This window comes from Exiguobacterium sibiricum 7-3 (genome assembly GCF_000620865.1).
Taxonomy (GTDB): Bacteria; Bacillota; Bacilli; order Exiguobacteriales; family Exiguobacteriaceae; genus Exiguobacterium_A; species Exiguobacterium_A sibiricum_A.
Genome location: NZ_KK211190.1, coordinates 2,871,624 through 2,898,425, shown reverse-complemented (window position 1 = coordinate 2,898,425; position 26,802 = coordinate 2,871,624). Strand labels below are relative to the sequence as shown.

General features: G+C 48.6%; 26 protein-coding genes. 18 read left to right on the top strand and 8 right to left on the bottom strand.

Going from position 1 to position 26,802, the window contains the following annotated elements:
* Positions 1-106: 106 nt before the first annotated feature.
* From P402_RS0115915 to P402_RS0115860, 12 genes are all read left to right on the top strand, one after another.
* Positions 107-964: an SDR family oxidoreductase gene (locus tag P402_RS0115915; RefSeq protein WP_026829594.1), complete on the top strand. Its 858-nt coding sequence runs from the start codon at positions 107-109 to the stop codon at positions 962-964.
* 74 nt (positions 965-1,038) lie between these two features.
* Positions 1,039-1,890 carry a PPK2 family polyphosphate kinase gene (locus P402_RS0115910; protein WP_026829593.1) on the top strand — a complete coding sequence of 284 codons (852 nt, stop codon included), beginning with the start codon at positions 1,039-1,041 and terminating at the stop codon, positions 1,888-1,890.
* A gap of 152 nt (positions 1,891-2,042) precedes the next feature.
* Positions 2,043-2,381, top strand: coding sequence for a zinc ribbon domain-containing protein YjdM (locus tag P402_RS0115905; RefSeq protein WP_026829592.1), 339 nt, complete (start codon positions 2,043-2,045; stop codon positions 2,379-2,381).
* Between the two features lie 139 nt (positions 2,382-2,520).
* Positions 2,521-2,946, top strand: coding sequence for a DMT family transporter (locus P402_RS0115900; protein WP_026829591.1), 426 nt, complete (start codon positions 2,521-2,523; stop codon positions 2,944-2,946).
* 12 nt (positions 2,947-2,958) lie between these two features.
* Positions 2,959-3,627, top strand: a complete 669-nt coding sequence (locus tag P402_RS0115895) for a Crp/Fnr family transcriptional regulator (protein WP_026829590.1) — start codon at positions 2,959-2,961, stop codon at positions 3,625-3,627.
* 12 nt (positions 3,628-3,639) lie between these two features.
* Positions 3,640-4,110, top strand: coding sequence for a DMT family transporter (locus tag P402_RS0115890; protein WP_026829589.1), 471 nt, complete (start codon positions 3,640-3,642; stop codon positions 4,108-4,110).
* 3 nt (positions 4,111-4,113) lie between these two features.
* The gene (locus P402_RS0115885; RefSeq protein ID WP_026829588.1) at positions 4,114-4,815 is read left to right on the top strand and encodes a YjjG family noncanonical pyrimidine nucleotidase; all 702 of its coding nucleotides are present in this window, start codon (positions 4,114-4,116) and stop codon (positions 4,813-4,815) included.
* Entirely contained in the window at positions 4,812-5,783 is a 972-nt protein-coding gene (locus P402_RS0115880) for a Gfo/Idh/MocA family protein (protein ID WP_026829587.1), read from the top strand. The genes P402_RS0115885 and P402_RS0115880 overlap by 4 nt, the downstream gene beginning before the upstream one ends.
* Before the next feature lie 108 nt (positions 5,784-5,891).
* Positions 5,892-6,332, top strand: a complete 441-nt coding sequence (locus P402_RS0115875) for a GNAT family N-acetyltransferase (RefSeq protein ID WP_026829586.1) — start codon at positions 5,892-5,894, stop codon at positions 6,330-6,332.
* A gap of 98 nt (positions 6,333-6,430) precedes the next feature.
* Positions 6,431-6,976, top strand: a complete 546-nt coding sequence (locus P402_RS0115870; protein WP_026829585.1) for a sigma-70 family RNA polymerase sigma factor — start codon at positions 6,431-6,433, stop codon at positions 6,974-6,976.
* Complete coding sequence (locus P402_RS0115865; RefSeq protein ID WP_026829584.1) at positions 6,951-8,312, top strand: DUF4179 domain-containing protein; 1,362 nt, start codon at positions 6,951-6,953, stop codon at positions 8,310-8,312. Before P402_RS0115870 ends, P402_RS0115865 begins: the two co-directional genes overlap by 26 nt.
* 63 nt (positions 8,313-8,375) lie before the next feature.
* Entirely contained in the window at positions 8,376-8,855 is a 480-nt protein-coding gene (locus tag P402_RS0115860; RefSeq protein WP_026829583.1) for a GNAT family N-acetyltransferase, read from the top strand.
* 79 nt (positions 8,856-8,934) lie between these two features.
* On the opposite strand, the gene P402_RS0115855 is transcribed toward P402_RS0115860, so the two are convergent.
* Both P402_RS0115855 and P402_RS0115850 read right to left on the bottom strand, forming a co-directional pair.
* The gene (locus tag P402_RS0115855) at positions 8,935-9,492 is read right to left on the bottom strand and encodes a hypothetical protein (protein ID WP_026829582.1); all 558 of its coding nucleotides are present in this window, start codon (positions 9,490-9,492) and stop codon (positions 8,935-8,937) included.
* 78 nt (positions 9,493-9,570) lie between these two features.
* Complete coding sequence (locus tag P402_RS0115850) at positions 9,571-10,173, bottom strand: hypothetical protein (protein WP_026829581.1); 603 nt, start codon at positions 10,171-10,173, stop codon at positions 9,571-9,573.
* A gap of 120 nt (positions 10,174-10,293) precedes the next feature.
* On the opposite strand from P402_RS0115850, the gene P402_RS0115845 reads away from it, so the two are divergent.
* The 3 genes from P402_RS0115845 (at position 10,294) to P402_RS0115835 (ending at position 13,171) form a co-directional block, all read left to right on the top strand.
* Positions 10,294-11,346: a YcjF family protein gene (locus tag P402_RS0115845; protein ID WP_026829580.1), complete on the top strand. Its 1,053-nt coding sequence runs from the start codon at positions 10,294-10,296 to the stop codon at positions 11,344-11,346.
* A gap of 58 nt (positions 11,347-11,404) precedes the next feature.
* Positions 11,405-12,040 carry a peroxiredoxin-like family protein gene (locus P402_RS0115840; RefSeq protein WP_026829579.1) on the top strand — a complete coding sequence of 212 codons (636 nt, stop codon included), beginning with the start codon at positions 11,405-11,407 and terminating at the stop codon, positions 12,038-12,040.
* A gap of 171 nt (positions 12,041-12,211) precedes the next feature.
* Entirely contained in the window at positions 12,212-13,171 is a 960-nt protein-coding gene (locus P402_RS0115835; protein ID WP_026829578.1) for a type I phosphomannose isomerase catalytic subunit, read from the top strand.
* Between the two features lie 33 nt (positions 13,172-13,204).
* On the opposite strand, the gene P402_RS16655 is transcribed toward P402_RS0115835, so the two are convergent.
* Positions 13,205-14,536, bottom strand: coding sequence for a sugar phosphate nucleotidyltransferase (locus P402_RS16655; RefSeq protein WP_051525187.1), 1,332 nt, complete (start codon positions 14,534-14,536; stop codon positions 13,205-13,207).
* A gap of 35 nt (positions 14,537-14,571) precedes the next feature.
* Between P402_RS16655 and P402_RS0115825 the strand changes: the two genes are divergently transcribed.
* Positions 14,572-15,183, top strand: coding sequence for a response regulator (locus tag P402_RS0115825; protein ID WP_026829577.1), 612 nt, complete (start codon positions 14,572-14,574; stop codon positions 15,181-15,183).
* On the opposite strand, the gene P402_RS0115820 is transcribed toward P402_RS0115825, so the two are convergent.
* Genes P402_RS0115820 through P402_RS0115810 form a run of 3 tightly spaced genes read right to left on the bottom strand, consistent with a single transcriptional unit; the run spans position 15,167 to position 18,353 of the window.
* A complete protein-coding gene (locus P402_RS0115820; protein WP_026829576.1) occupies positions 15,167-16,033 on the bottom strand; it encodes a glycosyltransferase family 2 protein in 867 nt (288 codons plus the stop codon). The genes P402_RS0115825 and P402_RS0115820 overlap by 17 nt on opposite strands.
* The gene (locus P402_RS0115815) at positions 16,030-17,169 is read right to left on the bottom strand and encodes a glycosyltransferase family 4 protein (RefSeq protein ID WP_026829575.1); all 1,140 of its coding nucleotides are present in this window, start codon (positions 17,167-17,169) and stop codon (positions 16,030-16,032) included. The genes P402_RS0115820 and P402_RS0115815 overlap by 4 nt, the downstream gene beginning before the upstream one ends.
* Complete coding sequence (locus tag P402_RS0115810) at positions 17,166-18,353, bottom strand: hypothetical protein (RefSeq protein WP_026829574.1); 1,188 nt, start codon at positions 18,351-18,353, stop codon at positions 17,166-17,168. Before P402_RS0115810 ends, P402_RS0115815 begins: the two co-directional genes overlap by 4 nt.
* A 51-nt stretch (positions 18,354-18,404) precedes the next feature.
* Between P402_RS0115810 and P402_RS0115805 the strand changes: the two genes are divergently transcribed.
* Positions 18,405-19,559, top strand: a complete 1,155-nt coding sequence (locus P402_RS0115805) for a glycosyltransferase (protein WP_034770114.1) — start codon at positions 18,405-18,407, stop codon at positions 19,557-19,559.
* 47 nt (positions 19,560-19,606) lie between these two features.
* On the opposite strand, the gene P402_RS16650 is transcribed toward P402_RS0115805, so the two are convergent.
* Both P402_RS16650 and P402_RS0115795 read right to left on the bottom strand, forming a co-directional pair.
* Positions 19,607-24,067, bottom strand: coding sequence for a hypothetical protein (locus tag P402_RS16650; protein ID WP_051525186.1), 4,461 nt, complete (start codon positions 24,065-24,067; stop codon positions 19,607-19,609).
* A 140-nt stretch (positions 24,068-24,207) separates the two neighbouring features.
* Positions 24,208-25,734, bottom strand: a complete 1,527-nt coding sequence (locus P402_RS0115795) for a methyl-accepting chemotaxis protein (protein ID WP_026829572.1) — start codon at positions 25,732-25,734, stop codon at positions 24,208-24,210.
* A gap of 205 nt (positions 25,735-25,939) precedes the next feature.
* Here P402_RS0115795 and ypfJ point away from each other — a divergent pair, with 205 nt between their 5' ends.
* Positions 25,940-26,785: a KPN_02809 family neutral zinc metallopeptidase gene (gene ypfJ / locus P402_RS0115790; protein ID WP_026829571.1), complete on the top strand. Its 846-nt coding sequence runs from the start codon at positions 25,940-25,942 to the stop codon at positions 26,783-26,785.
* The last annotated feature ends 17 nt before the right edge of the window (positions 26,786-26,802 follow it).

Below are 26,802 nucleotides of genomic sequence, written 5' to 3'. Positions count from 1 at the left end.
TCGGTTTGTATGACCTGGTATCGAAAAAGTGCCTACTACTCACAGTGTACCACCTGTAATACAATTGGATACAGGTAGAAACTTATTAAAAAAGGAGCTTACGTCCATGAAATTACTTGTGACCGGTGCAACCGGAAAATTGGGAACTAAAATTGTCGAGCACCTCTTAACGAAAATCGAAGCGGAGAATGTAATAATCAGCGTCCGCGATCCGAAAAAAGCATCGGATTTAGCATCGCGCGGTGTTGAAGTGCGTCATGGTGATTTTGATAAACCGGATACGCTGCAAGAAACTTTTGCGGGTGTCGACCGGATCTTGCTCATCTCGACCGCCGGCGAAGAAACGACACGAATCCGTCAACATACGGCAGCCGTCCGGGCAGCTGAAGCAGCCGGAGTCGGCTTGATTGCCTATACGAGTATCGCCAACGCGGAAGCCAGTCAAAATTTCCTGGCCCGGACGCATCAAGTGACGGAACAGTTAATTCGCGAAACAGGAATTCCGTTTTTGTTCTTCCGGAATAACTGGTATCTGGAAAACGAACAGTCGACGATTGATGCCGTTCGTGCCGGTCAGGATTGGTTGACGAGTGCCGGGGACGGCAAAGTCGGCTGGGCATTGCAGGAAGACTATGCGGAAGCGATCGCGACAGTGCTGGTCGATCCGAAACCGGAACAATCCATTTACGAACTGTCAGGTCCTCTGCACACGCAACAAGAGATTGCAGAAGCACTCGGGCAGGTCCTCGGGCGCCCGGTACAGGTGAAGCAAGTCGACAGCGCGACTTATACGGCAATCATGCAGCAAGCAGGAGTTCCGGAATTTTTACTGCCGATGTTACAGGCGATTCAGGAAGGTATTGCGGCCGGAACACTGGCGGTGGAGAGTCAGGATTTTGAACAGATCCTTGGTCGACCACCGGTTTCTCTCGAAGACGGCTTAAGACAACTTGTTAAAAGATAAGTTCACCTGAACGTTTCCTTCTGAAGTGCTTTGGGTAAATATCCCTTACGTACATAAAAACGAGGGGGATTACCATGAACATCAAAAAATACCGTGTGACACCAGGGGAATCAATCCGATTATCCGATTATCCGACGTCGGATGACAACCGGATTGCAGAAGACGAGTTACTGGATCAGCACATTCCGAAAAGTGTCGAGGAATTAAAAGAATTGCATTGGCGTCTGCATGCCGAAGAAAAAAACGGAGTTCTTGTGATTTTGCAGGCGATTGATGCCGGCGGAAAAGATGAAGCCATCAGTTATATCTTCTCGAACCTCAACGCCCAAGGATTACGGACGCTTTCCGTCAAAAAACCGTCCGATACGGAGCAAAAGCATGACTATCTCTGGCGGATTCACGAAGGTTTGCCGGAAAAAGGTGAAGTCGGTATTTTGAACCGTTCATATTACGAGGAAGTCATCGCACCACGGATTCATGATCTGCTGGAAGAAGAGGAAGTGCCGGACGATCAAGATGTTTGGAAGATGCGTTACCGTCAAATCAATGACTTTGAACGTTATCTCGTCGAGAACGGTTTCCGCGTCGTCAAGTTTTTGTTTAACGTCTCAAAAGACGAGCAGAAAAAACGATTGCTTGAACGGATCAAAGATCCGAAGAAAAACTTTGAGTTTTCGTTCAGTGATGTCGAAGAACGGGAGCATTGGGATGAGTATCAGGACATCTTTGCCGAGCTCGTCTCGCACACATCAACGGAACACGCGCCGTGGCATGTCCTGCCGGCCGATGACGAATGGTTTACCCGTTACATCGTGACAGAGGTCATGAATGACGTCCTGCGTGAAATCGATCCGCAGTATCCGAAGCTGACGGACGAGGATCAGGAAAAACTCGATGAAGCGATTAAAAAATTAGAAAATGAATAAGTGTGCGAACTGACGCAGCAGTCAGTTTTCAGATGACAACGGGAGACAGACTTTAACATCTGTCTCCTTTGTTGTGCGGAAAAACGGCTTTCTTTTGCAGGATCGCTGTTATAATCAAAGGGAAGAATCGATCAAGTACTGGAGGAATCAGCATGAATGAATACCCGAACTGTCCGAACTGCGGCTCAGCGTATACATACGAAGACGGCAACGTATTGGTGTGCCCGGAATGTGCCAATGAATGGACGGCAGCCGATGCAGCAGCGGCAGAAGAAGCCAACGTCATCCGAGATGCGAACGGCAATGTACTGAGCGACGGTGATACAATCACAGTCATCAAGGACTTAAAAGTGAAGGGAACGTCGCTTGTCGTCAAACAAGGGACACGCGTCAAAGGAATCCGTCTCGTCGACGGTGATCATGACATCGATTGCAAAATTGATGGACTCGGTGCGATGAAGTTGAAGTCGGAGTTTGTGAAGAAAATTTAAACTTTCACCGCCTGTCTGACGACGAGGCGGTTTTTTCATGGGAAAAGATATAAGTTTCCTTTCAGGACAAATGTCCTTTATCATTCAGGGAGGCTTCGTTTAAATGAAAGTATGAAAAATCAGGAAGGGAGGAACTAGTATGCGTGGAATTCTTTTTGCAATCAGCGGAGGTTTTTTTCTGACACTCCAAAGTGTCGCCAATGCCAGAATCAGCAACAGCATCGGGACGTGGCAAGCAGCGACCTTGACTCAGATGACCGGTTTTGTCGTCGCCTTATTGATTACGTTGATCCTGCGTGACCGGACGTTCCGGCAGATGAAAGAGGTTAAGCTGCTCTATTTATCCGGAGGAGCATTGGCCGCTGCCGTCCTGTTCAGTAACATGACAGCTGTTCATTTGATGGGTGTGACGTTGACGATTTCTTTATTCCTGATTGCCCAGCTCGGCTTGGCACTGGTGATTGATTGGAACGGATGGTTCGGAATGATCAAACGGCGGTTGCAGTTGCCGCAAGTGATCGGCATTTTAATGATGATCGGCGGCGTGCTGATCTTAAAATGGTAAGGGGGAAAGAACGTGGAACAAGCACAACTGGATGAGTACTTGGCGCGGTTTCAATTGACGGAAGTGTTTGCCGGCGGGTTGCGGGAGCATTTACAACCGGTCGCTTTTCAAGCCGGGGACTGGCTGTGTCGTCAAGGCGACGCGGCGGACCGGATGTACTTGTTGCTCGAGGGGAAGCTGAAGATTACCCATATGTCAGCGACCGGAAAACGGCTCGTCTTATCGTTTAAACATCCGTTTGATCTGGTCGGCGATATCGAATACGTCCGTCGGACCCCGTTGATGAATACGGTCGAAGCAGTCACACCGGTCAAAGCGGTCAGCATTTCCTATACTGCACTGGAACAAAACGGAGCCGATAATCCGGCACTGCTCTGCTTTTTACTCGAGACAATTACGATGAAGTTTGAGCTGAAGTCGCATTCGATGAGCTTTAACCTGCTGTATCCGGTCGAAGTCCGACTCGCCAGTTACCTCTTGTCGATGACACCGGAAACACCGACGTTACCGGTCAGTGATCTCGTCGATGCGGCGGATTTAATCGGTACGAGTTACCGTCACCTGAACCGTGTCCTGCGGCAGTTCAGTCAGGACGGCTTGATCGAGCGGACGAACCGGACGATTACGATCGTGGACCGGGAGGGTTTGACGGAACGGGTCGGCGAAAGTATTTATGAGTGAGGAGGAGAGAAGATGACACTTGGAATTGTCCTCGCCCTATTCGGCGGGATGATGGTCTGTATTCAAAATACGTTTAATGCCAAGGTCAAGGAACGAGTCGGCGCATGGGCGACAACGACGCTTGTTCTCGGACTCGGATTCCTGGCATCCTTGACCATCGGATTGATTGTTGAAGGCAGCGATCTCTTTTCCATGAGCGGGATGCAACCGTGGTTTTGGTTCAGCGGCATCCTTGGCGTCGGCGTCGTCCTGTGTGTGACGCAAGGGGTGCAACAGCTCGGACCGAGTTATGCGATCTCAATCGTCATGGTTTCACAAATTCTGTTTGCCTTGTTGTGGGATACGCTCGGTTGGTTTGGTCTCGATCAAGTGGCATTTACGTGGACGAAAGCCGTCGGCGTTGTCCTGATTGGCGGCGGTGTTTTATTATTCCAACTCGGCGGCAAATTGACTGAACGACGGATGTTACGAAAAGGAGCCTGACAGATGAATTACAAGACACTATTATTTGATATCGATCATACCTTGCTTGATTTTGATGCGACGGAACGTGCGGCGTTACGGCAACTGTTTGAAGAGGAACAGCTCGAATGGACGGACGAGCGGGAAGCCCGATACCGGACGATCAACCGCTCCTTATGGCAGGCACTTGAACGGGGAGAGGTAACACGGCAGGAAGTGATTACGTCACGTTTTGTGGCGTTTTTTGCCGAGCAGGGCCGGACGGTCGACGGCAGTCGAATGGATACGCGTTACCGTGCTTACTTGAGTCAAGGGACGGAATTGATTGCAGGAGCGATTGAGTTGCTCGACGCGCTCAAAGGGAAGTATCAGCTGTATGTCGTGACGAACGGTGTCGCCGCGACGCAACATGCACGACTCAAAGGATCTGGTCTGGCGCCTTATTTTGACGGGATTTTTGTCTCGGAAGAAACCGGCTATCAAAAACCGATGCCAGCCTTTTTTGATTACGTGTTTGACCGGATTCCGGACGCGACGCGCGATCAGACGTTGATCATCGGCGACTCGTTGACGGCAGACATCCAGGGAGGCATCTCGGCAGGAATTGCGACATGTTGGTTTAATCCCGGTCATGCCACGGCTTCGGCAACACTGACGCCGACCTATACGATCGAGCGACTCGACCAGCTTGTGACCGTACTTGAAACAAAGGAGGAAGTCCGATGAGAGTGGCATTGATCGGTGCCGGGTTCCATGCCCGGACGAACTTATTTCCGGCAATGAAGGAAGCCGATTTTGAGATGGTTGCGGTGACGACACGCCGTCTTGAAAGTGCGGAACGGGCGTTACGTGACATCGGCAGTACCGGCCGTGCCTATATAGACTACACGCAGATGCTTGCAGAGGAACAGATGGATGCAGTCCTCATTTGTCTTCAACCGGCGGATCAGGTCGAGGTCGTCCGGTCGTGTCTGGCAGTGGGTTGTGCCGTCTACGTCGAAAAACCGCTCGGCTTATCGGTTGGACAGGCGAAAGAGCTGGCCGAACTCGTCACGGATCAGGTGACAAGTGTCGGCTTCATGAAACGGTATGCACCGGTTTATACGAAATTGAAGCAAGTACTGGTCCAAAACACATACGGCGATCTTCGTTCGTTCGAATTACGGTTTGCATGTGATGCGTCCGGCTTCTGTAACGACCGAGCCGACTTTTTATCACTCGCCGCGATTCATCAACTCGATTTGATCCGCTTCTTGGCGGGTGAGGTCGAGCAAATCACCGGCATGTCGCTCGAAGCGGACGGTGAACTGCACCTTCAGCTGTCACTTCGGATGACAAGCGGGGCAGTCGGACAGGTGACCTTGATTAACTCTCCGCTCTATACAAGAGAAGTCGAGGAGCTGACGCTGCGCTTTGAACGGGCTGTGTGCCAAGCCGCGGAAATGGAGCATTTGATCATCGAGGAAAAACAAGCACCGACATCCTGGCAGGAGCTCGAAGAACGGCAGATGTATTACCGGTCCCCGATGTCGACGATGTCCGGTGGGATGAAAGATTTGTATTTGCGCGGATTCGTCGGCGAGATGAAACATTTTCAAGCGGCGGTTCAAGGCGATGTCGTATCCCACTCCGATTTTCGGGACAACGTCAAAACGATGCAGTTGATTCAAGATATTCTCGATACCGTCCGATAATAGGTAAAAGATCACGAAAGGGGGCGATCATGGTGAACATGACGCAGACAAAACAGGAAACGGGGCACGACGTGTAACCCGCTTTTCTAAAAAAACGGGGGAATGGATATGCAGATTGAATTACGCCCAGTCACGAACGAGAACTGGGAAGCCTGTTGTGCGCTTGAATTAACGACGGAACAACAGGGATTTTTAGAACCGAACGTCTACTCGATTGCTCAGGCTAGCTTTGAGCCGACGCTCGTCATGCGGGCGATTTATGCAGCGGATGAGTTGGTCGGATTTTTGATGTACAATTCGGAACGGGAAGAACTGGACGGCTACTGGATTTACCGGTTGATGATCGACCAACGCCACCAAGGAGCAGGCATCGGTCGTGAAGCGGTGCGGTTATTGCTTGCAGAAATGCAACAGCTTCCGGAAGCGGCGTGTATCGTCGTCGGTTACCATCCGGACAATCAAGCAGCACACCGTCTGTATGCACGACTCGGCTTTATCGATCACGGGGACCGGTTCGGCAAAGAGATGGCGGTCCGGTATACGTTCTAAACCAAAAGATCTTAGCCCTGCTAAGGTCTTTTTTTCTGGGATGGATATTTTTTGAAACTTTTTGAACTACCGAGTGCTCTAATGAGTAAAAGGAGGGGATGGAATTGGACTTACGAACGGAGCACACGGAGCTTGTCCGGCGTGCCATCAAGCAAGACGAGGCAGCATTTGAACAATTGATTCTCCTACATAGTGAACAGCTCTACCGGACGGCCTACGTCTATGTCAAAAACGAACAGGATGCGCTCGACGTCGTCCAGGAAACGGTCTATAAAGCATTCATTTCCATTGGACAAGTCAAAGAGCCGAAATACTTCGTGACTTGGCTGACGAAAATCCTGATCCGGAACTGTTACCGTGTTCTGAATCAACAGACAGCGGTAGTGGATCTGATTGAACAGATTCCGGTGAAGGAATCTTCACGGGAAGAACATTTGGATCTGATTGACGCCTTGTCGCATCTGCGAAAAGAATACCGGGATGTTTTAGTGCTCTTTTATTTTCACGATGTCCCAATGAAGGAGATTGCCTCTTTTATCGGCATCACCTTGAATACGGTCAAGACGTATCTCAAACGGGGACGGGAAGAATTAAAGGTACAGTTAGGAGGAATCGACTATGTCAAAGCGCAGTCTTCAAAATGAGTATAAACAGATTCCTGTGCCGCAGGCCGCCTTACAGGAACGGATTCGTCAGGGAATGGAGCAGGGAAAGCAGGAGCAACAAATCAAACGGCCGAAACGCCTGCGACGCCTAGTTGTCTCGACGGGACTTGCGGCGTCACTGTTGATCACATCAACGTTCGTCATCCCGTCCTTTGCGACGGCGATGGCAAAAGTTCCGTTACTCGGACAAATCTATCGACCGTTTGCTGAACAGGAAAACACCGGTACCGCAATTGGTCAAAAACAGCTCGCAACCAAAATCAATCAAGTCGCAAGTGATCAGGGGATTGATATCCAGGTCATCGATGCGTATTACGACGGAGCAACGATTGGGATGAACCTTATAGCAACCGGCGTCCCGGATGTGAAGCCAGAAATTCGGTCAGGATTATATGAACTGTTCAAAGGGGATAAACGTTTTGCCGGGACGGAGACCATGGAACTGGTTTATTTCAAAAAGGTGAACGGTGTTTGGCAAGGGCGGATCGAATATATGCTTGGTGAAAATAAACTGAGAGATAAGATTCGTGTTCCAATCGTGCTGACAGAAATGTTTGGTGTCAAAGGAAATTGGACGTTTGAAATTCCGATTAAACGACTAGAAACTTCTGAACATATTTATGAGACAGTCGCAGACAATCCGGATTATGAAACGAGTATTACGCTAGATAAATTAATTCAGGGGAAAGGGAGCACTTCATTCGAATATACGACACGTTCACCAAAAGGAGAACGGACTTATGTCGAGATGTCATTATTTGATCAGTCGGGTAAACCAGTAATCCATAATTGGACATGGTCGACTCAGTCCATTAAACGAACAAAAACAAAAATAAAGGAAATTGAAAAGTCACGATTAGTCGTCGGGAACTATGTGATTAAACCGGGAACTTATACATTGCATCCAATGTTGCAAATAAGCCCGCGAACGAAAAAGGTGCCACTTACACAATCGCTACCTTATCATCAAAAGTCCGCTAGGCATCCTCTTAAAATGACCATTACATCTATCGAGACGACTTCCAATCAAGTCGTGGTTGAATTTTCGACGAATTCCCGTTCGTCACAATCGGATATAAAGCTTGATATCCGTAATTCCATGTATTTACTGAAAGGAACAGAACCACCGGACGGTCGGGAAATTAAACCGAAATTAGCGGTCCTGAATGCCAACAAACAAACGTTTAAAGCGACGTTCAATCTGCCAGAATCGTCTGAACACCCGAAGGAAGAGTATTATCTTGAGACTGGATACGGTAATACCGTACTCAATACGCCAATTTCCCTTCGCCCGATTCCGTTTACGGTCAACTAACAGGAAAACCTGACCGGACGTCGAACTCCAAACGGATGACGATTGAATAAGGAGTGGGAGAGTATGAAGATACGGGCAATGACCGCAGCAGATTATCCGGAAGTCGGCCGGATTTACAAACAGGGGATACAGACGCAGAATGCGACGTTTCGAACGGAAGTACCGCCGTTTGACTACTGGGATGCCCATCATCACATACACAGCCGGATTGTAGCGGAAGAAGACGGGAAGGTGCTCGGATGGGTCGCCATCAGTCCATTTTCGTCGATTCCCGCCTATCAGGGGGTGGCGGAAGTCAGTCTTTATATTGACGAAGACGCACGTGGTAAAGGAATCGGTACCGCATTGATGCATGCTGTCATTGAAGCGAGTGAAGCGGCGGGCATCTGGACGTTGCACTCACAAATCTTCCCGGAAAACACTGCGAGTTTAAAGCTGCACCAACGGTTTGGTTTCCGGGAAGTCGGTCGGCGGGAACGGATCGGACAATTGGCCGGCGTCTGGCGGGATACGATTTTACTGGAGCGGAGAAGTCAGATGTAAAAGCAGATGAGAGGAAAAAGGGAAGACGGATGTCACATCCGTCTTCCCTTTTTGTGTGGTGATGGCTGTTTTAACATCATCAGTTCTGTTTGGTCAGAACAAAGGCAAAAATCTGTTCACCTTTTTTCATCGTGATGTTCTCAGGACCATGAATATCGTTAAATGGATTCGACGAGAGGTTTCCGCTTGCGGACAACTGACGGAGGAACAGGACATTGTAATCTTCCAGCGTGAACTCACTTGACGGATTTTGTGTGTTGACGGCATCCGGTTTTATTTTTAAAGCTTCGTGTGAACGCAGGCTTACACCATTCAAATTAGCACCAAACCGAGTATATTTGGCCGAAGAAGATTGTACGATCCGCAACGTCGAGTCATATGTTTTAGCGGGGATTTCCATTGAAAAGAGTGTCCGCTCTTTATGATTTGGTAAGTATTCGACACCTTTCAGGAGATACGGTTTCTTGAGTTTGCCTTTTAAATGAAATGCAGCGATGTCCTGATCGTTGATTTGCGCAAAGGCTTGTTCACCGGCTTTTAACTTGAGCGGTGTCACCGTCACTGTCTCTTTTTGAGTTGCGAGGCAACCGCTGAGTGAAAAAGTAGCCAACAGGCAGATCATCCAAAAATTTCTCATGGAAAAAACATCCTTTCTTAAAGGATTAAGGTAACAAACAAAAAACGTCTTGTCGAGAAAGACAAGACGCGGATGTCATTACTTGTGATTCGATAAGACAATCCCGAAAATCCGTTCACCCTTTTTAAGCGGGACGTCAGCCGGTCGGGTGACATCGTTTAAATTAAAGCCGCGAATTCCGTTCTTTTTTGTCATGTGATAAACCATCAACAGATTATACGGGGTAGCGGCAGAAGGACCGGAGCGGAAATCAGCACCACGCACCATGTAATCATCAAGCTGTTTAAAGGTATGGTCCCCTTGGACTGTCGTGTCATCAACGTCGATGCCAAGGTGGATCTTATCGTCGGAGAAAGACTGGGCAAAGCGGACTTGTGTGTCATAGCTTTTGGGTTCAAGCTCAAGTGTAAAGAGAGATCGCTCTTTTTTATTCGGCAGGTATTCGACCCCTTTGAGCCAGTGTGTCTTCGTCAGCTTTCCTTTTAACTGGACGCTGCCGATCTGTTGATTGCCAAGCGCCGCAAATTTTTCTTCGCCTTCGGTGATGGAGACGGGAGAAATCGTCAGACTCGATGTGTAGTCAGCCGATGCTGCTTTTTTTGGAACGGATTCTTGTGCCTGTTCTTGATTACAGCCGGTCAAGACAAGTGCCGCAAGTGGTATGTAAAGCCATTTCTTCATGAAAAACGCCTCATTTCATTTTTGGTAATATTACCCATAATTAATCGTATTGCTTTTTGGGGATGATTTCAATGGAGAACGGGAAAAGACCGACAGCAGGTATTTTCAGGAGGGATAAAGATGGATGATTTTTTTGGAGAAGGTCTTGAGACCAATGAGCAGAAACGAAAACGAAAACTCGAAGAAGTGTTTGACCAATCGTTTGAGTCGGAACGCCGCGACTTTAACCAGTCACTCGAACAGGAAGTGACCGTTGCCTTAATCGGGGACGTCAATGCGGGTAAATCCTCGACGCTGAATGCGATTCTTGGTCGGGAAGTCGCGACCGTTGGTGCAAAGCCGGGGGAGACGACACGGATCGATCAAATCCGGCAACATCCGGAAGATAAGGTCGTTTTCGTCGATACACCGGGATTGAACGATGCAAACAGCTTAAACTCGGATACGACGTGGAAGTTTTACCAGAGCGCGGACGTCATCCTCTACTTCTTGAACGCCGCCGGAACCGTCTTATCGGAAACGGAGACCAAAAACTTCAAGAAGATTTATGCCCACAACAAAAACATCGTCATCGTCGTCACGAAGATTGATGCGACGAATGACCTCACGACGATTCTGTCGCATATTGAGTCAAAATTGCCGGGACCCAAAGTCGTACCGGTCTCCGCGATGGACGGGACGAACATTGACCGTCTGCGGCGTGAGGTGCTCGATATCCTAAAAAAGTTCAACAAGGATAATCTGTTTGTTCGCGAGATCGATCCGGCGTTGCGGGGGAAAATCGCGAACAATTGGATCGTCGGAGCAGGGACCGCAGCGGGAGCAATTGGAGCGGTACCGTTTCCGGGAGCCGACATCATTCCGTTAACATCGATTCAAATCGGACTGATGCTGAAGCTGTCGAACTTGTATGAGCGGAATCTTTCGAAGGAAAGTGCGAAAGAACTGTTGGTCGTGACGATTGTCGGCAATTCCGGCAAAACGGCATTCCGGCAACTGGCGAAGATGGTCCCGGGATACGGGGCTGTCATCGGTGCAGGGGTTGCCTCGACAGCGACACTCGCCCTCGGGTACGGGACGAAATACGCTTATGAGAACAAACTGGAACTGACACCGGAAAGTTTGATGGGCTTGATCAAAAAGTTCCGCAAGAAATCAGACGGAGCAAAATAACGGACAGATTGCGGAAGTCCCTGCTATGCTGTAAGACAAACATAAAGGGGGACACGTCATGTCTACATTGCTCGAAGAAATCCAAGCGTATCAAGAACAATTTCGTCAAAAGGCGCCGCAGGAAAAACAACGATTGATGGCACAAGCGACAAACGAGTTAGCCGCATCAGACGGCGCCAAAGGATTGAGCGTCGGAGATGAGGCACCCCGCTTCACGTTGCCGAGTGCATCCGGTCAGTCGGTGTCGTTAGAGGAACTGCTGCAAGATGGTCCGGTCATCGTAACGTTTTATCGTGGCGGCTGGTGCCCGTATTGTAATCTGGAGCTTCGGGCCTACCAACGGGAAGTAGAAAAAATTGAAGCAAAAGGAGCGACGATAGTAGCGATCAGTCCGGAAACACCGGATCACTCGCTCTCGACGCAGGAAAAAAATGACCTGGCATTTCAAGTGTTGAGTGATGTCGATAACGTCGTCGCCCGTCAATTCGACCTTGTGTTCGGTATGCCTGACTATTTAATCGACGTGTACAAGGCGTCCGGTCTTGACGTTGCCGGTCATAACGGCAATGAGGACTGGCAGTTGCCAAAACCGGCAACGTTCATCATTCAGCCGTCCGGAAAAGTTTCATTTGCTGACGTCCCGGCTGATTATACAAAACGGACAGATCCGCTGACGATCATCGAAGCGTTGTAAAAATCGCATGAACCAAGAATGAAATCCCGTCTTTCATCGAGGCGGGATTTTTTTGTCGTGGTGTGCCATTCTTTTGTTGATAAATGTATATAAATGGGTATATAAAGGTAACGAATTGAAGAAATGGAGGTGGGCGTTGCTCCTTTTTCAATCAAGGAGTTCGCTGTGTCTATGTATAAAATCGAGCCAGTATTCAAAGAACGGATTTGGGGTGGTCGTCGTCTTGAAGAGTTGTTTCATTTCGATTTACCGGCAGGATCAATCGGAGAATGCTGGACGGTTTCGGCACATCCGAGCGGACAAACTCCTTTAGCGGACGGTCCTTATCAAGGACAGACACTAGATCAATTGTGGCAGACTCATCGGACAAGTTTATTTGGTCCATACGCACTGGAGGCTTTTCCTTTACACGTTAAGCTACTCGATTCCTCCTCGTATTTGTCCGTCCAAGTCCATCCGAATGATGAAGATGCAAAACGGTTGGAAGGCGAACCGTATGGGAAAAATGAATGTTGGTATATCCTTGAGGCGGAGGAAGGGGCGGAGGTCATTGTTGGTCACCATCTGTCTTGTCGCGAAGAACTCGTGACGTGTGCGGAGCGGAAAGAGTGGGATGTCTGCCTTCGTCATCAATCTGTCCAAAAAGGGGATTTCATTTACATTCCGAGTGGAACGATTCATGCTCTTGGTCCGGGAATCGTGTTGCTTGAAATTCAACAAATGAGTGACCGGACGTATCGACTGTATGATTATGACCGTCTCGACGCTGATGGAAACCGCCGTGAGCTGCATCTCGAAAAAGCAATCGCCGTTACGACGATTCCGGATGAACCGTTGACAATCCGACCGATTCGGGAGATGACGACTTCCGGGACGAAAACGACGTTACTGGAAGTCCCCTTCTTCACGGTCGTCCATCACGATATCAACGGGGCGGAGTACTGCTTATCCGACAGTCCGACGTTTCGACTGCTGACCGTCGTATCAGGTCAAGGTGAAGTGCATGCAGCTGATGGTTCCGAACAACGCCTGTTACAAAAAGGGGATCAGTACTTCATTCCCTGTTCGGCAGGGGAATACCGGATCTCCGGGCGGCTGGAGTGCGTGACGAGTGAAGTCTTTCCAAGTTAAAGGCACGTATCGCCTTTGCGATACGTGCCGCCATTAATTCGAACCGAGTGAAATCGGAAACGGGTAGTTGTCTTCCTCCGTCCAGTCGATGGAGTATTTGATTTCAATCATAATCAAGTCACTCAATGTCTTTAATGTATGCGGTATCTCGCGTGGAATGTGGACGACGGAAGTGGGACCAAGCAATTGATGTTTCCCGTCGATGATCGCTTCGGCTTGTCCCTGGAGAATGCTCCACGTCGAGTCTGTCTGAGCATGGTAGTGATGACTGATCTGATGGTCAGCTTGGATATGCAGCCGGCGTGTCACGGCATACCGTCCGTCTTCCAATTGTTGTTGATGAAGAATCGTCGCATATCCCCAGCGTTTCCATTCAAATTGCGGGGGAAGCTCTTGATCGACAAGATATTCTTTAAGGTGAGGTGTTTCCTCTTTTGACGAAACGAGCACACCATCGGGACTGACCGAAACGATTAAATCGGTCAAGCCGATTCCGAGGACAGGGACTTGTAATTCATTGACGATATGCGTATTGGTGGAATGGATCAACCGCGCATTTCCATGAATGGAACTTGGCATTTCTTCCGTCAGGGTATTCCACGTCCCGAGATCTTTCCAGTATCCATCATACCGATGAACGAACAGGTGGGTTGTTTTCTCGACGACGGCATAATCAAACGATGTTTTCTCAAGCGAATCATACGCCGTTCGCAATGCCTGATACGTCACAGGCACCTGTTGCTCGTTCAGGCGTTCCGTCAAGAAGTCGAGCCGGCAGGCGAAGACACCGCAATTCCACAACGCCCCTTGATCAATCAACTCGACTGCAGTCTCCAGGGAGGGTTTTTCACGAAATTGTTGAACCGGAGACATCGTGCTTGTCGATTCAGGAATGATATAGCCGTATTTAGAAGTTGGATGAAGCGGTTCGACTCCCATTAAATGAAGCGCGTCAGGGTGAGCCTGGACGGCCTCGTCGAGCGCGGAAAACCGTTGGAAAAAAGAAGCGTCGACGTAAGGATCAACCGGCATGACGATGATCGTTTCCGTTGGATCAATCCGTTCTGCCAGATAACTCGTTGCGAGCATGATGGCCGGGAACGTATCCCGCCGAGACGGTTCATGGATGACGGACACCTTGGTGCCGAGTTGATGTTCAATCGCATCGAGTTGGGCTTCCGTCGTCGTGATGACGGTCCGGTCCGCCAAACCGCTCGCTTCTAACTGTTGAAACACCCGTTCCATCATTGATTGTTTGTGTCCATCCGCATCTTCAAGAATGCGCAGGAACTGTTTGGAGTTCAAATCATTTGATAGCGGCCAAAGTCGTTTTCCGGATCCACCTGATAATAAGAGAATATACATCATCCAACACCCTTTCTGAACTGGAGGTTTTAAAGATGGCACTATACTTATTAGTTGATGCACATGAGCCGACAAGAAAGATTTTGCAACGGAAGTTACTCGAACGAGAGCAGGAGGTGCTAGAAGCGGGATCGGCAGAAGAGGCCTTGTCCTTGCTCGAAGTACAGGATGTTGATGTCATCGTGACAGAATTGCGGTTGCCACAACTCGACGGTGTCGAACTGCTGAAAAAGGTCACGCGACTGTACCCGTTAACGAAACAGATTGTACTGACGGATTATATGCAATTGCATACGTTACTTGCCGCCGTCAATTCCGGAAACATCAGTCGTTTGATGACAAAACCATTAAAAATTGATGAAACGATTCTCCGCATCATGGAGAAAATCGGAGCAGAAGTCGTTGAGACGAAACACCGGAAGAAAAATATTGGTGTCATGTTTAACGGGATTTTAACCAATGCCAATCGGCCGTATTGCTTATTTTTTGAAGATGGGACGATTGTGGGTCGCCGTGCACTGGAGATTCCGAATCAAGAAGCGCCGGATGATGAAATGAACGGTTTACACCGCTTTGAATTTCCGACGCAATTCGGAACCTATATCTTGTATCAAGCCATGAATGGAACGGTCATGAAACACGTTTGAAGACAAGCGATTCGACCCCGATGAAGCTGAGGCGGATATACATGTAGATGACACCAGCTGCAAGAAGCGGATGGCGAACGTATTTTTTGAGATTCGTTTTGTGATATAAAACAGGCCGGAAAAAGTACCATCGTTGCAATGCCTTTGCCAGTCCGCTTTCTTCGTTTTGAAGCGTTGTCGGCATGACTTCAAAATAATAGCGTTTTTTTTGAAGCAGGTCGCTAAGCTCGACCTGTTTTTCATTATGCCGGACAAAGGTGAAGGTCGCCCGCCGGATTTGTCCTCCTTGCTCCAGGTAACGGATGGTTGGTTGGGTTTCCTCGAAACTGATTTGCGTCGGATCAATTTCACCTGAAGTTACATAGGCGTCGAGCCGCCAAAAACGAGCGGCTTCAATCGAATTGGCATCAAGCTGATCGGTCGGAATATTAAACAAGTTCCGTTCGAACACTTTGACTTGACTAAAAAAATTCGAATGGTCGCTGTATGCCTGTTCCGGGATGACAAGTGCTCCAATATCCGGGTGGGCTTCGAGGTACAACAGGCAACTCTTCAGCAGATCATCCGAAAGCACCATATCCGAATCGATGATGTACAGATACTCGACGTCGAGTGCTTTTAGACGATCGATGGCTGTCTTTCTTGCAATCCCACGTTCACCATGCGGCAGAGCAATGACCTCAAAGCGTTCATCGTGTTGTGTCAACTGCTGAATCATTTGGACCGTCTGATCAGTCGAGCCGTCGTCGGCAATGATACAACGAAAAGGTGAAGCTTGGGCTTGGAGAGAACGAATCGTTTCCCCGATAATGGCTTCATTTTGATACGTCGACATCGCGATTCCAATCATACATACTCCTCCTTCACATCAGGTAGTGGAAGTTCGTTCTGAAGCCAGTTTCGAAAGTGTTGACCGGTGTTATCCCAGTGCAGTGTCTGAGCGAAACGATAGGCGGCATAACGAATCGTGTCGTATTGTTCGGTGTCTTGAATGCAGGAACGCATTTCGGAAGCGAGCGCACCGGGCGACTGGGCGACGGTCATATAACCCGCCATCCCGTACTGGACGGCATCTCGTAAACCGGGGGCGTCATAGACAATCGTCGGTGTGCCGACAGCCGCCGCTTCGCTGACCGTCAATCCCCAGCCTTCGCGTTTGGAAGGGAAGAGGAGGGCGGTCGCCCGACTCATCCGTTCGAGTTTTTCTTCTGCGCTGACAAAGCCGAAGTACGTAATATCTCCCCGAATCTCTTCCGGGACAAGCGGGTCCAGCTGCTGTTGGATATAGCGCTCATCTTTTTTGCCGATGACCCAAAACTTCGCTGTCGGAAATTCTTGTTTTAGGATGACGAAAGCCTGAATGGCATCGTCGATTCCTTTATAAGCAGACATCCGTCCGACGTATAAAAAGGTCGGGACCGGCTCTTTGGGCTGCCAGACGTCTTCTTTCCAAGGAACAAAATCGAGTCCTTCGGGAAGAATCGTGATCTGTTGTTTGGAAAAGCCGATGGAGCGCAAGTCGTCCGCCGTCGACTGACTGACCGTCAAGGCGCGGCCATTGCGGTACAGCTGAAGCCGGGGCGTCTCGGTCTGTTCGCCGAGCCAGGCGTAAGGGCGCTTGACATTGATCTGCCAGATTTCACGCGTGAACTGATGAATGAACAAAGCACGCTTGGCGCGCGGGACGTAAAACGGCGTGAAGAACTGATGGGTGTTGACCTGATCGACGACGAGATCGATCGATGAAGCGTGTTTGTAATAGTAAGAAGCCGCATAGGGAATGACGGTTGCGAGTGTACCGTGGCGGACATACGTGACGCCGTCCAAAAACTCGACGTCATGCCCCCCCTCAAAGGCGGGGGAAATGTGCGTGATTGTATAGTCATCCGTGACACGGCGAAGCATTTCGTGTGTAAAGACCTCGGCACCACCGGCCTTCGGGTGTTTGATGTCACGCCACGATAAAAATAAGAGATGGGGTTTCATAATCGTTCCTCCTTTTTCGCAATCAATCGCTGTTTCGGCAAAATGAATCTCAGGACAAAGGCACTTCCTAACAAGACGACCGCTTGTCCGGTCAACCAAATTTCAACCGTTTGGCGGACGAACAAGAGAGAGAGGACCAACAAGACGAGAATCCCCCAAAACCACTTCAGATAGCTTGTCCGGTGTAGCGAAAATTGGACAAGTGCTTCGTACTGGATCAGCGTGATCCCGGCGTAGACGAGCACCATGTATTTGACATATTGTCCGGCTAAGTCATAACCGGCTCCGAATAATAAGGGAATAAGGTACGGGACAACCGTGACGTAAAAGATGATGGCACAGGCAAGACCACTCAATAGAAACACGTACAACTTACGTTCCCAGATGTGAAAGGACTGTTGGTGATTAAGGCTGCTGAGACGCGGCAAAAGAAGCTGCGATAAGGAGAGGGCGACAAACAACAATAACTGACCGAACCGCAAGGCGACGGAATAGTCGCCGGCAAAGGTCGGGAAAAACCGTGTCACGAGCAGGCTGTCGAGTGTAAAGAAGAGGGTCATGACGACCTGGGTATGAATCATATGCGTCAGACCGTGCCATCGGGTTGGACCGGTACTCTCTGGGAACGGTGTCTGAAGCAGGCTGACAAGATAAGCCATTAGCATCCCGATCAAGATAAAGGCTAAGGCAAGTGTCACGTTCGTATACTGAAGCAAGAGCCAGGTGGCGATTACTTTTGTTAATGATTCAACATAATAAGAAAGGTTCAGGGCGTAAAAACGTTCTTGCGCTTGAATGACACCACGCCTGAAAGATAATAATATATGGAAGAAGACTGTAAGCACAACAAGAAGAAGGTTTATTCTGGTAAAAGGTAGAAGGATAGGTAAGACATACAGTAAGATAAGTAAAATGGCTCCAACGACAGCCAGCAACCGGTTTCGTAAAACACGATAATGATTCGTTAAATGCTGACTGAGATCGCGTGTGACCGTCCACTGCAAAGCACTTCCGATGATAAGGAGCAGACCAAGTAAAGCGAGATAACCGTTTAAAAATCCATAGTCGACACTCGATAATTGACGGGCTAACAACAAGTGATAGGCATAGTTGACAATGTTCAATAAAATATCGAGAACCGGAAAAATCAAAATTACCGCATGACGGTTCAGAAAACCAGTCATCGGAACACCTCCCATCAATCAGTTTGAATGATACGGAAAGGATGAATCAGCATGAATCAAGGTCATATCGCAGTCTTTACGGACCACGGACGGCATATTCCGTACGAGAGCCTGATTTCTTATTATCCTGTACTCTTTTACACGCAGCCTGGTAAATGTCCTGCTTCTTTTGAACAAATTGCCATTACAGAAGTGCAGGAGGCAGAAAGTGAACACGATATCAAGTTGTATATCGTCGATTATCAGACGCGTGAAGACGAGTTAAAGATTTTGAATCAAATCCGAAGTATCCGTTCGCGAGCTAAAATTCTGTTGATCAAAGATGTCGTACAGATGAAAGGGGATTTCCCCTATGAAGCGGTTAAGGGGGACGGCATTCTCCACACATTTTCCTATCGAGCAGGTTATCCAAATGAACTATTTGCTGAAATCCAACATATCATCCATCCTGAATATCCCATTTTAAAAGACACTATAGCCTTTATATTACCAATATTTAACGAAGAGAAACGTTTTATGCATGTAAAACAATTTTTAGAGGCCTTGGCAGAGCTGATCAGTGAAGATTACATCCATGCCTCGATCAACTTCTTTGATGATGCTTCTTCCGACCGTTCAAAGGCGCTGTTACATGACTATCGGTCCATCGTCATGGAAGCGACGGATACACTGTTTACAGTCGGATATCTGGAAGTCCATCAGGTGGAACGGAATACTCGGAAAGCGGGACTTTTCATCGAAGGGATGAAAAATATCTCGAGTGATTATTACGTGTTCGTCGATGCCGACAATTCGTTTAAGACAGAAGACATCGCCCGTCTGCTGACGATTGCCCAAAATGATTACTATGATATCGTCATCGGAACGAAGGACTTAACGATCGAAGACCGCGGTCTTGTCCGGCGTCTGCTTAGTTTTGCCAAACGGAATCTGACACGGACCTTTTTACCAAAAGGGGTGACGGATTCACAAACCGGTCTAAAAATCATCAATCGTCGTGTCGTCCCGCGGATCCTGCCGTATTTAAACGTCGAGAGCGGTCTTGCGATCGATTTGGAATTGATGTATGCCGCGAAAAAAGAACGGTTGCGTGTGTTCCAACAGCCCGTGACCTGTATCGAGCGGGAAGGGTCACACGTCAATCTGGTCAAGGACTCGATTGCTTTTTTAAAGACGATGGTTGCCTTGTATCGACGGCATCGTTAAATACCCTGTACCGACTCGATATGCAACGGGTCGGTACAGGGTATTTGTCATGTCTTCGATTTTTTAAGGCGACGAATCGCTGACAACAGTTTCGTGCGGAGCCGCTGACGAACCGTCATGAAGCGGTGACCCGTCATCCACCAGATCAGCAGCCCGCTCAAGGGGAACGCAAGCAGCAGGACGGTCAGTCCGACGTAATAGACGGGACGTAAGACGACGGTGACATCGGCGGTTGATTGAGTCGAGCGGTACAGTTGGCTGACGCCGTTCAGTGCGATGTTTCCCCGCATCGGTTCGATGCCGTCCCGTAACTCAAAGAGCGATGTCGGCGAATCGTTGACTGTAAAACGACCAAGAGGCGCATCACTTGTGATGTGTCGATTCATCAATGACGGAGTGACACCCAATTTCTCGGCTGGTGTTTTAGAAAACAGTGGTTTTCCGGTCTGTTCCGCCATCACGAACTGATCGACGAGAATCAGTTGATCGTAAGGGAGAAACTCCAAATTTTTAAGCTGTAAGCTGCCCGCCTTTTTTTCATTACCGCGTGTCCAGATATGCAGTTGCATCCGCACCGTTTTTTTCGGAGGAATGATCATCTGTTCGTAATGATTCCAGCGGCTCTTTTTGTCTTCCTCGACTTCATTGATGAAATCAGTCCCGATGACACGGTCTTTTTCATCCAAATAAAAGACTTTCAAGTGGCGTTGCCGGACATTTTTACTGACCGCATCAAACTGCAACAAGTATTCATGATTCGGGCGTGCCTTGATTTTTTGGGAGGCGAAGATATACCAGTCACACGAACAAGTTGCTTCATATTCCATTCGATACGTACCGTCTTTTTCGCTCCCGCTAAACATATCGTCCGTGATCGAGACACATGTCGCACAATTGGCGGCTGCTTCCGGTTCCGTAAGTGGCTTGTCGGTGACGATTTCACTCGGGTCAAACTGATGCAGATCGTCCATCGTAACGAGTGACGGAACGGCACTCGCATAAACCAGTTCAATCTCATAACGACCACCCATCAACGGAATGTCTTTCAGCGTAATCTGATGAAGTGCCGAGTAGACATCCGGCAAAGATTCGAGTTGATACGGAAAATCCCGGTGCAACGGATCGAAGGTCACGGTTTCTTGACCAATCGCTTGTTTTCGGATGTCCGGCGTCTTGAAATCCTGCGCTGTCAAGACACGCCGGTAGATGATTTTTTTCCCATCGCGCAGCAAGACGGTCAACCGGCCATTCGTGTTCGTCGGTCGTGTCGCTTTCAGCTGGATGTCATAGGTTCCATCCTCAGCAACATCAATCGTCCGGCGTAACGTTCCTTTTTGAGCAGCTACACCTTTTCCGAAACTGAATCCGGGATAGTTACGTTCGGATTGAAGGTGTCCCTCGTAATCAAAGGCGGTTTCTGCTTCGAGCACCATCAACGTTTTGGTGATTGGAAGTTTCTCTTCCAGTCGTTCCTGAACTTTCGTCCATTCTGTTTTCGGAATCAAGACGATGTTTTGAACGGCATTAAAGCCGGACGTATTCGTGATGCGGAGTGTCGAACTTGTGTTGTCTGCGACGAAGTTTCCGAGAGGCACCCAAACGAGTTTTGCGCCTGCCGCTTGCTTCGTCTTGACAGAGAATGTTTGGTCGTTGAATTCAAAGTCAAGCTGGCCGCCGTTTTGGTTCAATAAGACACGTGCGTAACCGGCATAACGACCTCGGGTAGTCTCTTTTGTCATCTCAATCGTGTTCGGTACCATATAGTCCTCGAAACTGAAAATCTTGATATCGTGGACCCACCAATACGTCTTCCGTTCCGGACGCTGAAAACTCAGCAAATCAATCCGCATCGTCTTGGCGTCTTTCGGGGTGACGTACTCGCCTTGAAGATGGATTGCGTCAAGATCACCGGAGTCGCGGGGAGCGACGACATACGTCTGATTCAGTTCACGATCCTGTGCATCGTAAAACCGGACTTTGACGTGCAACCGGTCAACACCACGACCGGACGCTGTGATGTCAAACCGGTACGCATTGTTCGGTAAAGCGTCCAGCTTGCCGGATTTCGCGACCTGCCAAATGTATTTCGGATCACCCTCTGCGACTTCCGCCCGCAGGACAGGCAGGTTATTTTCCTTTGACAAAGGATTGGGGGATAAGTCGACGATGTCCGGATTATCCGCTTTGAAAAATGTCTCGTCCTCAAGCATTGAATTGAAGGAAGCAACTTGTTTTGTCTTTAATTGATCAAGTTTATAAACGGGAGCATCGATTCGTGCGGAAGCAAAGGATAAGCCGACGCCATCACCGAAGTCGAGATCAAACGATGGATTGCTGATTCCTTGTGTCCGTAAATACCAGCGCCAATCACTGTTTGCCAAAAACGTTTTTCCCCAGTTTAAAAAAGAGTTAGCTGAATCGATTGCGTCGAAAGGTTTCCAGAAGTATTGTTCCGGTACCTGACTCAGTAACACATCGTTTTCTTCCGTCATCTCGATGATGTCGTCTTTCTTTAACCACGATAAGCCGTCTTGATGGGCTTGGGTCGCATACAAAATGGATTGGGGACCAAGTTTATAATCATCCAAAGTCGAGAAAGTGACTGACCGTTCGAGACCGTATGGGGTCAGAATCAACTGTGGAACAGTCCGACTGTCAAGTGGCTCGATTAAATCGAATAACGTAAACAGCCCCACTTGTTTTGTCGCGAGCAGATCGTGTTGGGTGGCGAGAATCTTTTTATTGAAGGCTTGCCGCTCCTGCATGCCCGTATATTCCGTCCGGTACGCAAACTGTTGCAGACCAAACGCCTGTGCAATTTGCCCGGCTTGATCGGAGCGGCCGGTATCGAGTAAATATTGCATGAACGTCATCATGTAGCGGACCGTCTGGGTGGTACCTTCGTGATGAAAAACCGTGTTTGCCTGCGAACCGTAGACTTGGACGTCCCCGGTCGCTTTGGTTTCGCCGTCCGGAAGCGGATTTTTATTCCAGGTCGGTGTCGCGACCCCCGTACTCGGTTGTGTCATTTCATCCGCAATCGGAAACTGGAGCCATTTCCCGTCAATCAGTTCTTGAACGGCGGTATATTCTTTCGGCATCTTCACCGGATGATAAAAACCTTCCATGTAAACGGCGCGATACGGCCAGAAAAACAACCCGAGGGCGATGACTGTCGTTCCAATCGCAAGCAGGCGGTAAACCGGAAGCGGCAACGTTTTGGAAGGGCGGTTAAACACGGTCGCGAGGCTTGAAGCGAGCAACAAACTATAGCTCACCATCAGCAATCCGACTAACTTGTTGGGGTCACGAAACATGGCACCAATCAGCGGTGTCTTCGTGACGAATAAGACAAAGAGGTCGGCGACCTGCTCGTGAGTCCCTGTCGCAAACACAATCAACGGGATGCTCAGTCCGGTGAAGAATAACAGGATCGGCTGACGATAGGAGACGAACGCACCAAGCGAAATCAACAACAGAATGACACCGCCGCCTAACCAGAAACTAAGCGGTAACGTCGTCAGATCGAACATCGGCCACCAGTAGCTCGTTATATAAAACACATTTGTCCACGAAGAATGACGGCTGAATAACATCAACGTATCGGAGACATTGATGTTATGTTGCGAAGCTTGTGATCCGGTCAAGATGGAACCGACATACATGAAAAACCAGTACGAATTAAACAAAAGGAAAACAAGAGAAAAGGCAATCGTGGAGCGGACATAAAAACCGATCAACGGTTTAATGATCTTTTCCTTGCGGTGTGTCCAGAAGGTCTTCGCAAAAATCAGGGCGACCATGATCCCCATGTAGATCAAGGAGAAGAAAAAGTAATGGATGCCGGCCGCCATGAAAGCAAAGACGACGGACAGTCCGGTAATGTCGATCCATGTCCGTCGAGATAGCCGTTCGGATAATGAAAAGTTCGGATTCAGCTGTTCACGGAATTTGGGATCAAATATATTAAAAAACAACAACAAGGCGAGTGGAAAGACGGAGTAGCCACATAAGAGATAAATGTGCTGAATCCGCGTGATGACCCATGGATTCAAGGCATAAAACAAAGCGGCGAGACCAAAGGCGACGAGTGATAAAAAAGAAAAGTGAGGTGAGACGTAGACCGAATGCAACCGTTTCGTCAAAGCAAACATCGAAACAGCGGAGACGATCAACAAGCCAAAAATAAACGACTTGATCAAGATCGGACCGGACGCACCAAACAGTAGACTGAGCAGGTAAAAAGGAAAGATGTAAATCAGACGGGCGACGTTCAACAAGGTCGTCGTACTCCAGCGGTTGTTCCAGGCGCCAAAAATTTCCTCGAGATACCGGTTGGACGAGAGACCAAATGACATATCACTGAAGACGACCATTCCCGGTTTCAGCAGGGGGGCGCCGTACAGAACAATCAAAATGAGAACGCCGGTTAACACGAGAGCATCTTTGCGATAGGTTCGACCAAATCTGCGGGCAGCATCGAGTAGTGATTGTAGTGAGGTCTGCATCAAGGAACTCCTCTCTCAAAAAAGGTCAATTCTCTTACTATTCGGGATGTACTGGGATGATTCCTAGAACAGCTTCACTTAATTTTAACAAAAATGACAGCAGGCTCCTCCGTCTGAAGGAGGAGCCTGCCTGGTTTAAATTACCTTTCGATGTGATTGGTCAATTCATCAACCAATTGTTCCAAGGAACTTGTCATCTGACCGAGTGACTGGGTCATCGTTTCAAATTCGTGTTGGACAGTCGTTTGTTGTTCGAGTGAGACGGCAGTCGATTCAATGCCATGCCGGACTTCGAGTGAAGCGGTTCGGGTCGTTTCCATTCGTTGTTCAATGTCGAGCATCTGAACACCAACTCCGTGACGGGCTGTTTGAATCGAGTTGATACTTTGTTCAACTTCTTGAACGAGTTGCGTGATATCAGAAAAAGTCTGACGGACACGGCTCGTCATTTCTTGATTTTCAGCCAGTGTTTTCGTATAACCGGCGGCAGTCGTTTTGATTTGATCGGTATCGGCAATCAGGGCCTGCAAGACTTCCGTTACTTCGTTTGCATAGCTACGGGACTGAACAGCGAGATGCCCGACTTCCGTTGCGACGACGGCAAATCCCCGTCCGGCATCCCCGGCACGTGCCGCTTCGATGGCAGCATTTAATGCCAATAGATTGGTCTGACCGGCAATGGCTTCCAGGCTGGCGAGGATTTTTTGAATCTTATCCGACCGGCTGGCCATTGCCGTGACAGAAGTATGCAGACCATTCGTCGATTCAACCATCTCTTCGACGCGGCGGTCCATCAGATTCATCTCCTCGTTTCCGGTCAACGCGCGTTTCGTCATATGTTCCGTCGTCGTGACGGTCTGTGCCATTTTCGATTGGATCGAGGCGATGGACGTGTTAACCTGGTGCAACTGATCTGTTCCTTGTTGCATCGATTGGTGTTGGCCGTCGGCAGAATGGACGATTGGTGCGATCGCCGTCGCGATTTGGTTCGTTGCTTCGACGGACTGGACAGCCGCTTGCTGTAAGTGTTTCGTATTCGTTTTTAAACTGCCGACCAGAGATTCAATCTGCTGACTGACATTCGTAATCAGCGTCGTTGCGTCCGCTTCACGGCGTGATGCCGCTTGACGCTCTTTATTTTGAACGGCAATTTGAATGATAAGCGCAGCACTGGTTAAAATCAGGAAAACGGCATGAATCATCAGAATGCTGAACGGATAACCGGTCGTACCGCAAATCAGCGCCGGTGCAAAAAAGAAGCCTGCAAAATGTTGAACGGCAAACAGAACGGTACTGACAAGAATCAAATCAATCCGACGGAAGTAGGCAATCAATGCCAAGACCATAAAAATCGAGAAATGGTATTCGACGAGTCCGTTTCCGCCAGCGACGATTGACATGCTGGAAAATGTCAATGTCAGCGTCAACAGAAGCGGAACGGTCGCACTTCGTGATTGCATCCGGTACAGGACAGCAGCAGCAAGCAAACAAATGACCGGTAACAAAGCAATCCAAATCAGAGCGGTCGGTGGGGCAGCACTGACGTTTCCACGAATGATTTGATATCCGTCAGCAAAATCTGTGAAGCGGTGTAAACCATGAACAATCAGTGACAAGATGACGACAAAGAAACTGATCCAAAGCATAAGCTGATTTTGACGTTTCATAAAATAAAATTCCCCCATTTTCTATTAAAAAGTGAAACAAATCACGAGTAAACATGTTAAACGTATACCACTATCGGTCGGGAAAATAAGATTGTTTAGCTTCAAGATACTTAAAATAAAATTAAATTTTAAAATAGGAAATCACGGCTAAACAGACACGATCTAGGGTATAGAAATGCATTGAGACTTGTAGGAGGAACTGTGTATGAAATGGAAGGGTAGGGAAAGAAGTTCGAACGTCGAGGATCGCCGGGGGATGGGCGGTAAAGGAGTCGCCGGGATTGGTGGCGGACTCGGAATCATCATTTTAATCGTCGTCACGTTGATGGGTGGCAATCCGGCGGATATCCTCGGGGGGCTGTCCGATTCGCAAGGTGACAGTCAAGGCGAGTACCAGGAAACTGCCAAAGAAAAAGAAGCGGCTGATTTTGTATCCGTTGTGTTGGCGGATACGGAAAAAGTATGGACGAAGGAATTTAAACAGGACGGTATGACCTATAAAGAACCGACGCTCGTTTTATATACCGATCAGGTCAGTTCAGCGTGTGGGCAAGCCGGAAAGTCGGTCGGACCGTTTTATTGTCCGGGTGATCAGAAATTATACATCGATCTTAGTTTTTATGATGAGTTACAAAATAAATACGGGGCACCGGGAGACTTCGCAATGGCGTATGTCATTGCCCATGAAGTCGGGCACCATGTCCAAACGTTGCTTGGGAAATCAGACGAAATCATGCCGCTCCGCCAAAAGATGAGCGAAGAGAAGTTCAATAAGTATCTTGTCCGTTTTGAATTGCAGGCGGATTATTATGCCGGTGTCTGGGCACATCACGCACAAGGGCAAAATCTGCTTGAAGAAGGCGATCTCGACGAAGCACTTGGTGCGGCGAATGCCGTCGGAGATGATACATTGCAGAAAAAAGGGCAAGGCTATGTCGTACCGGAAAGCTTTACACACGGTACGTCGGCGCAAAGAGAACGTTGGTTCCAAAAAGGATTTGATAATGGAACGATTGAAGGTGGCGACACCTTCAAGGCGAAAAATTTATAAAGCAGCATTAAAAGGTC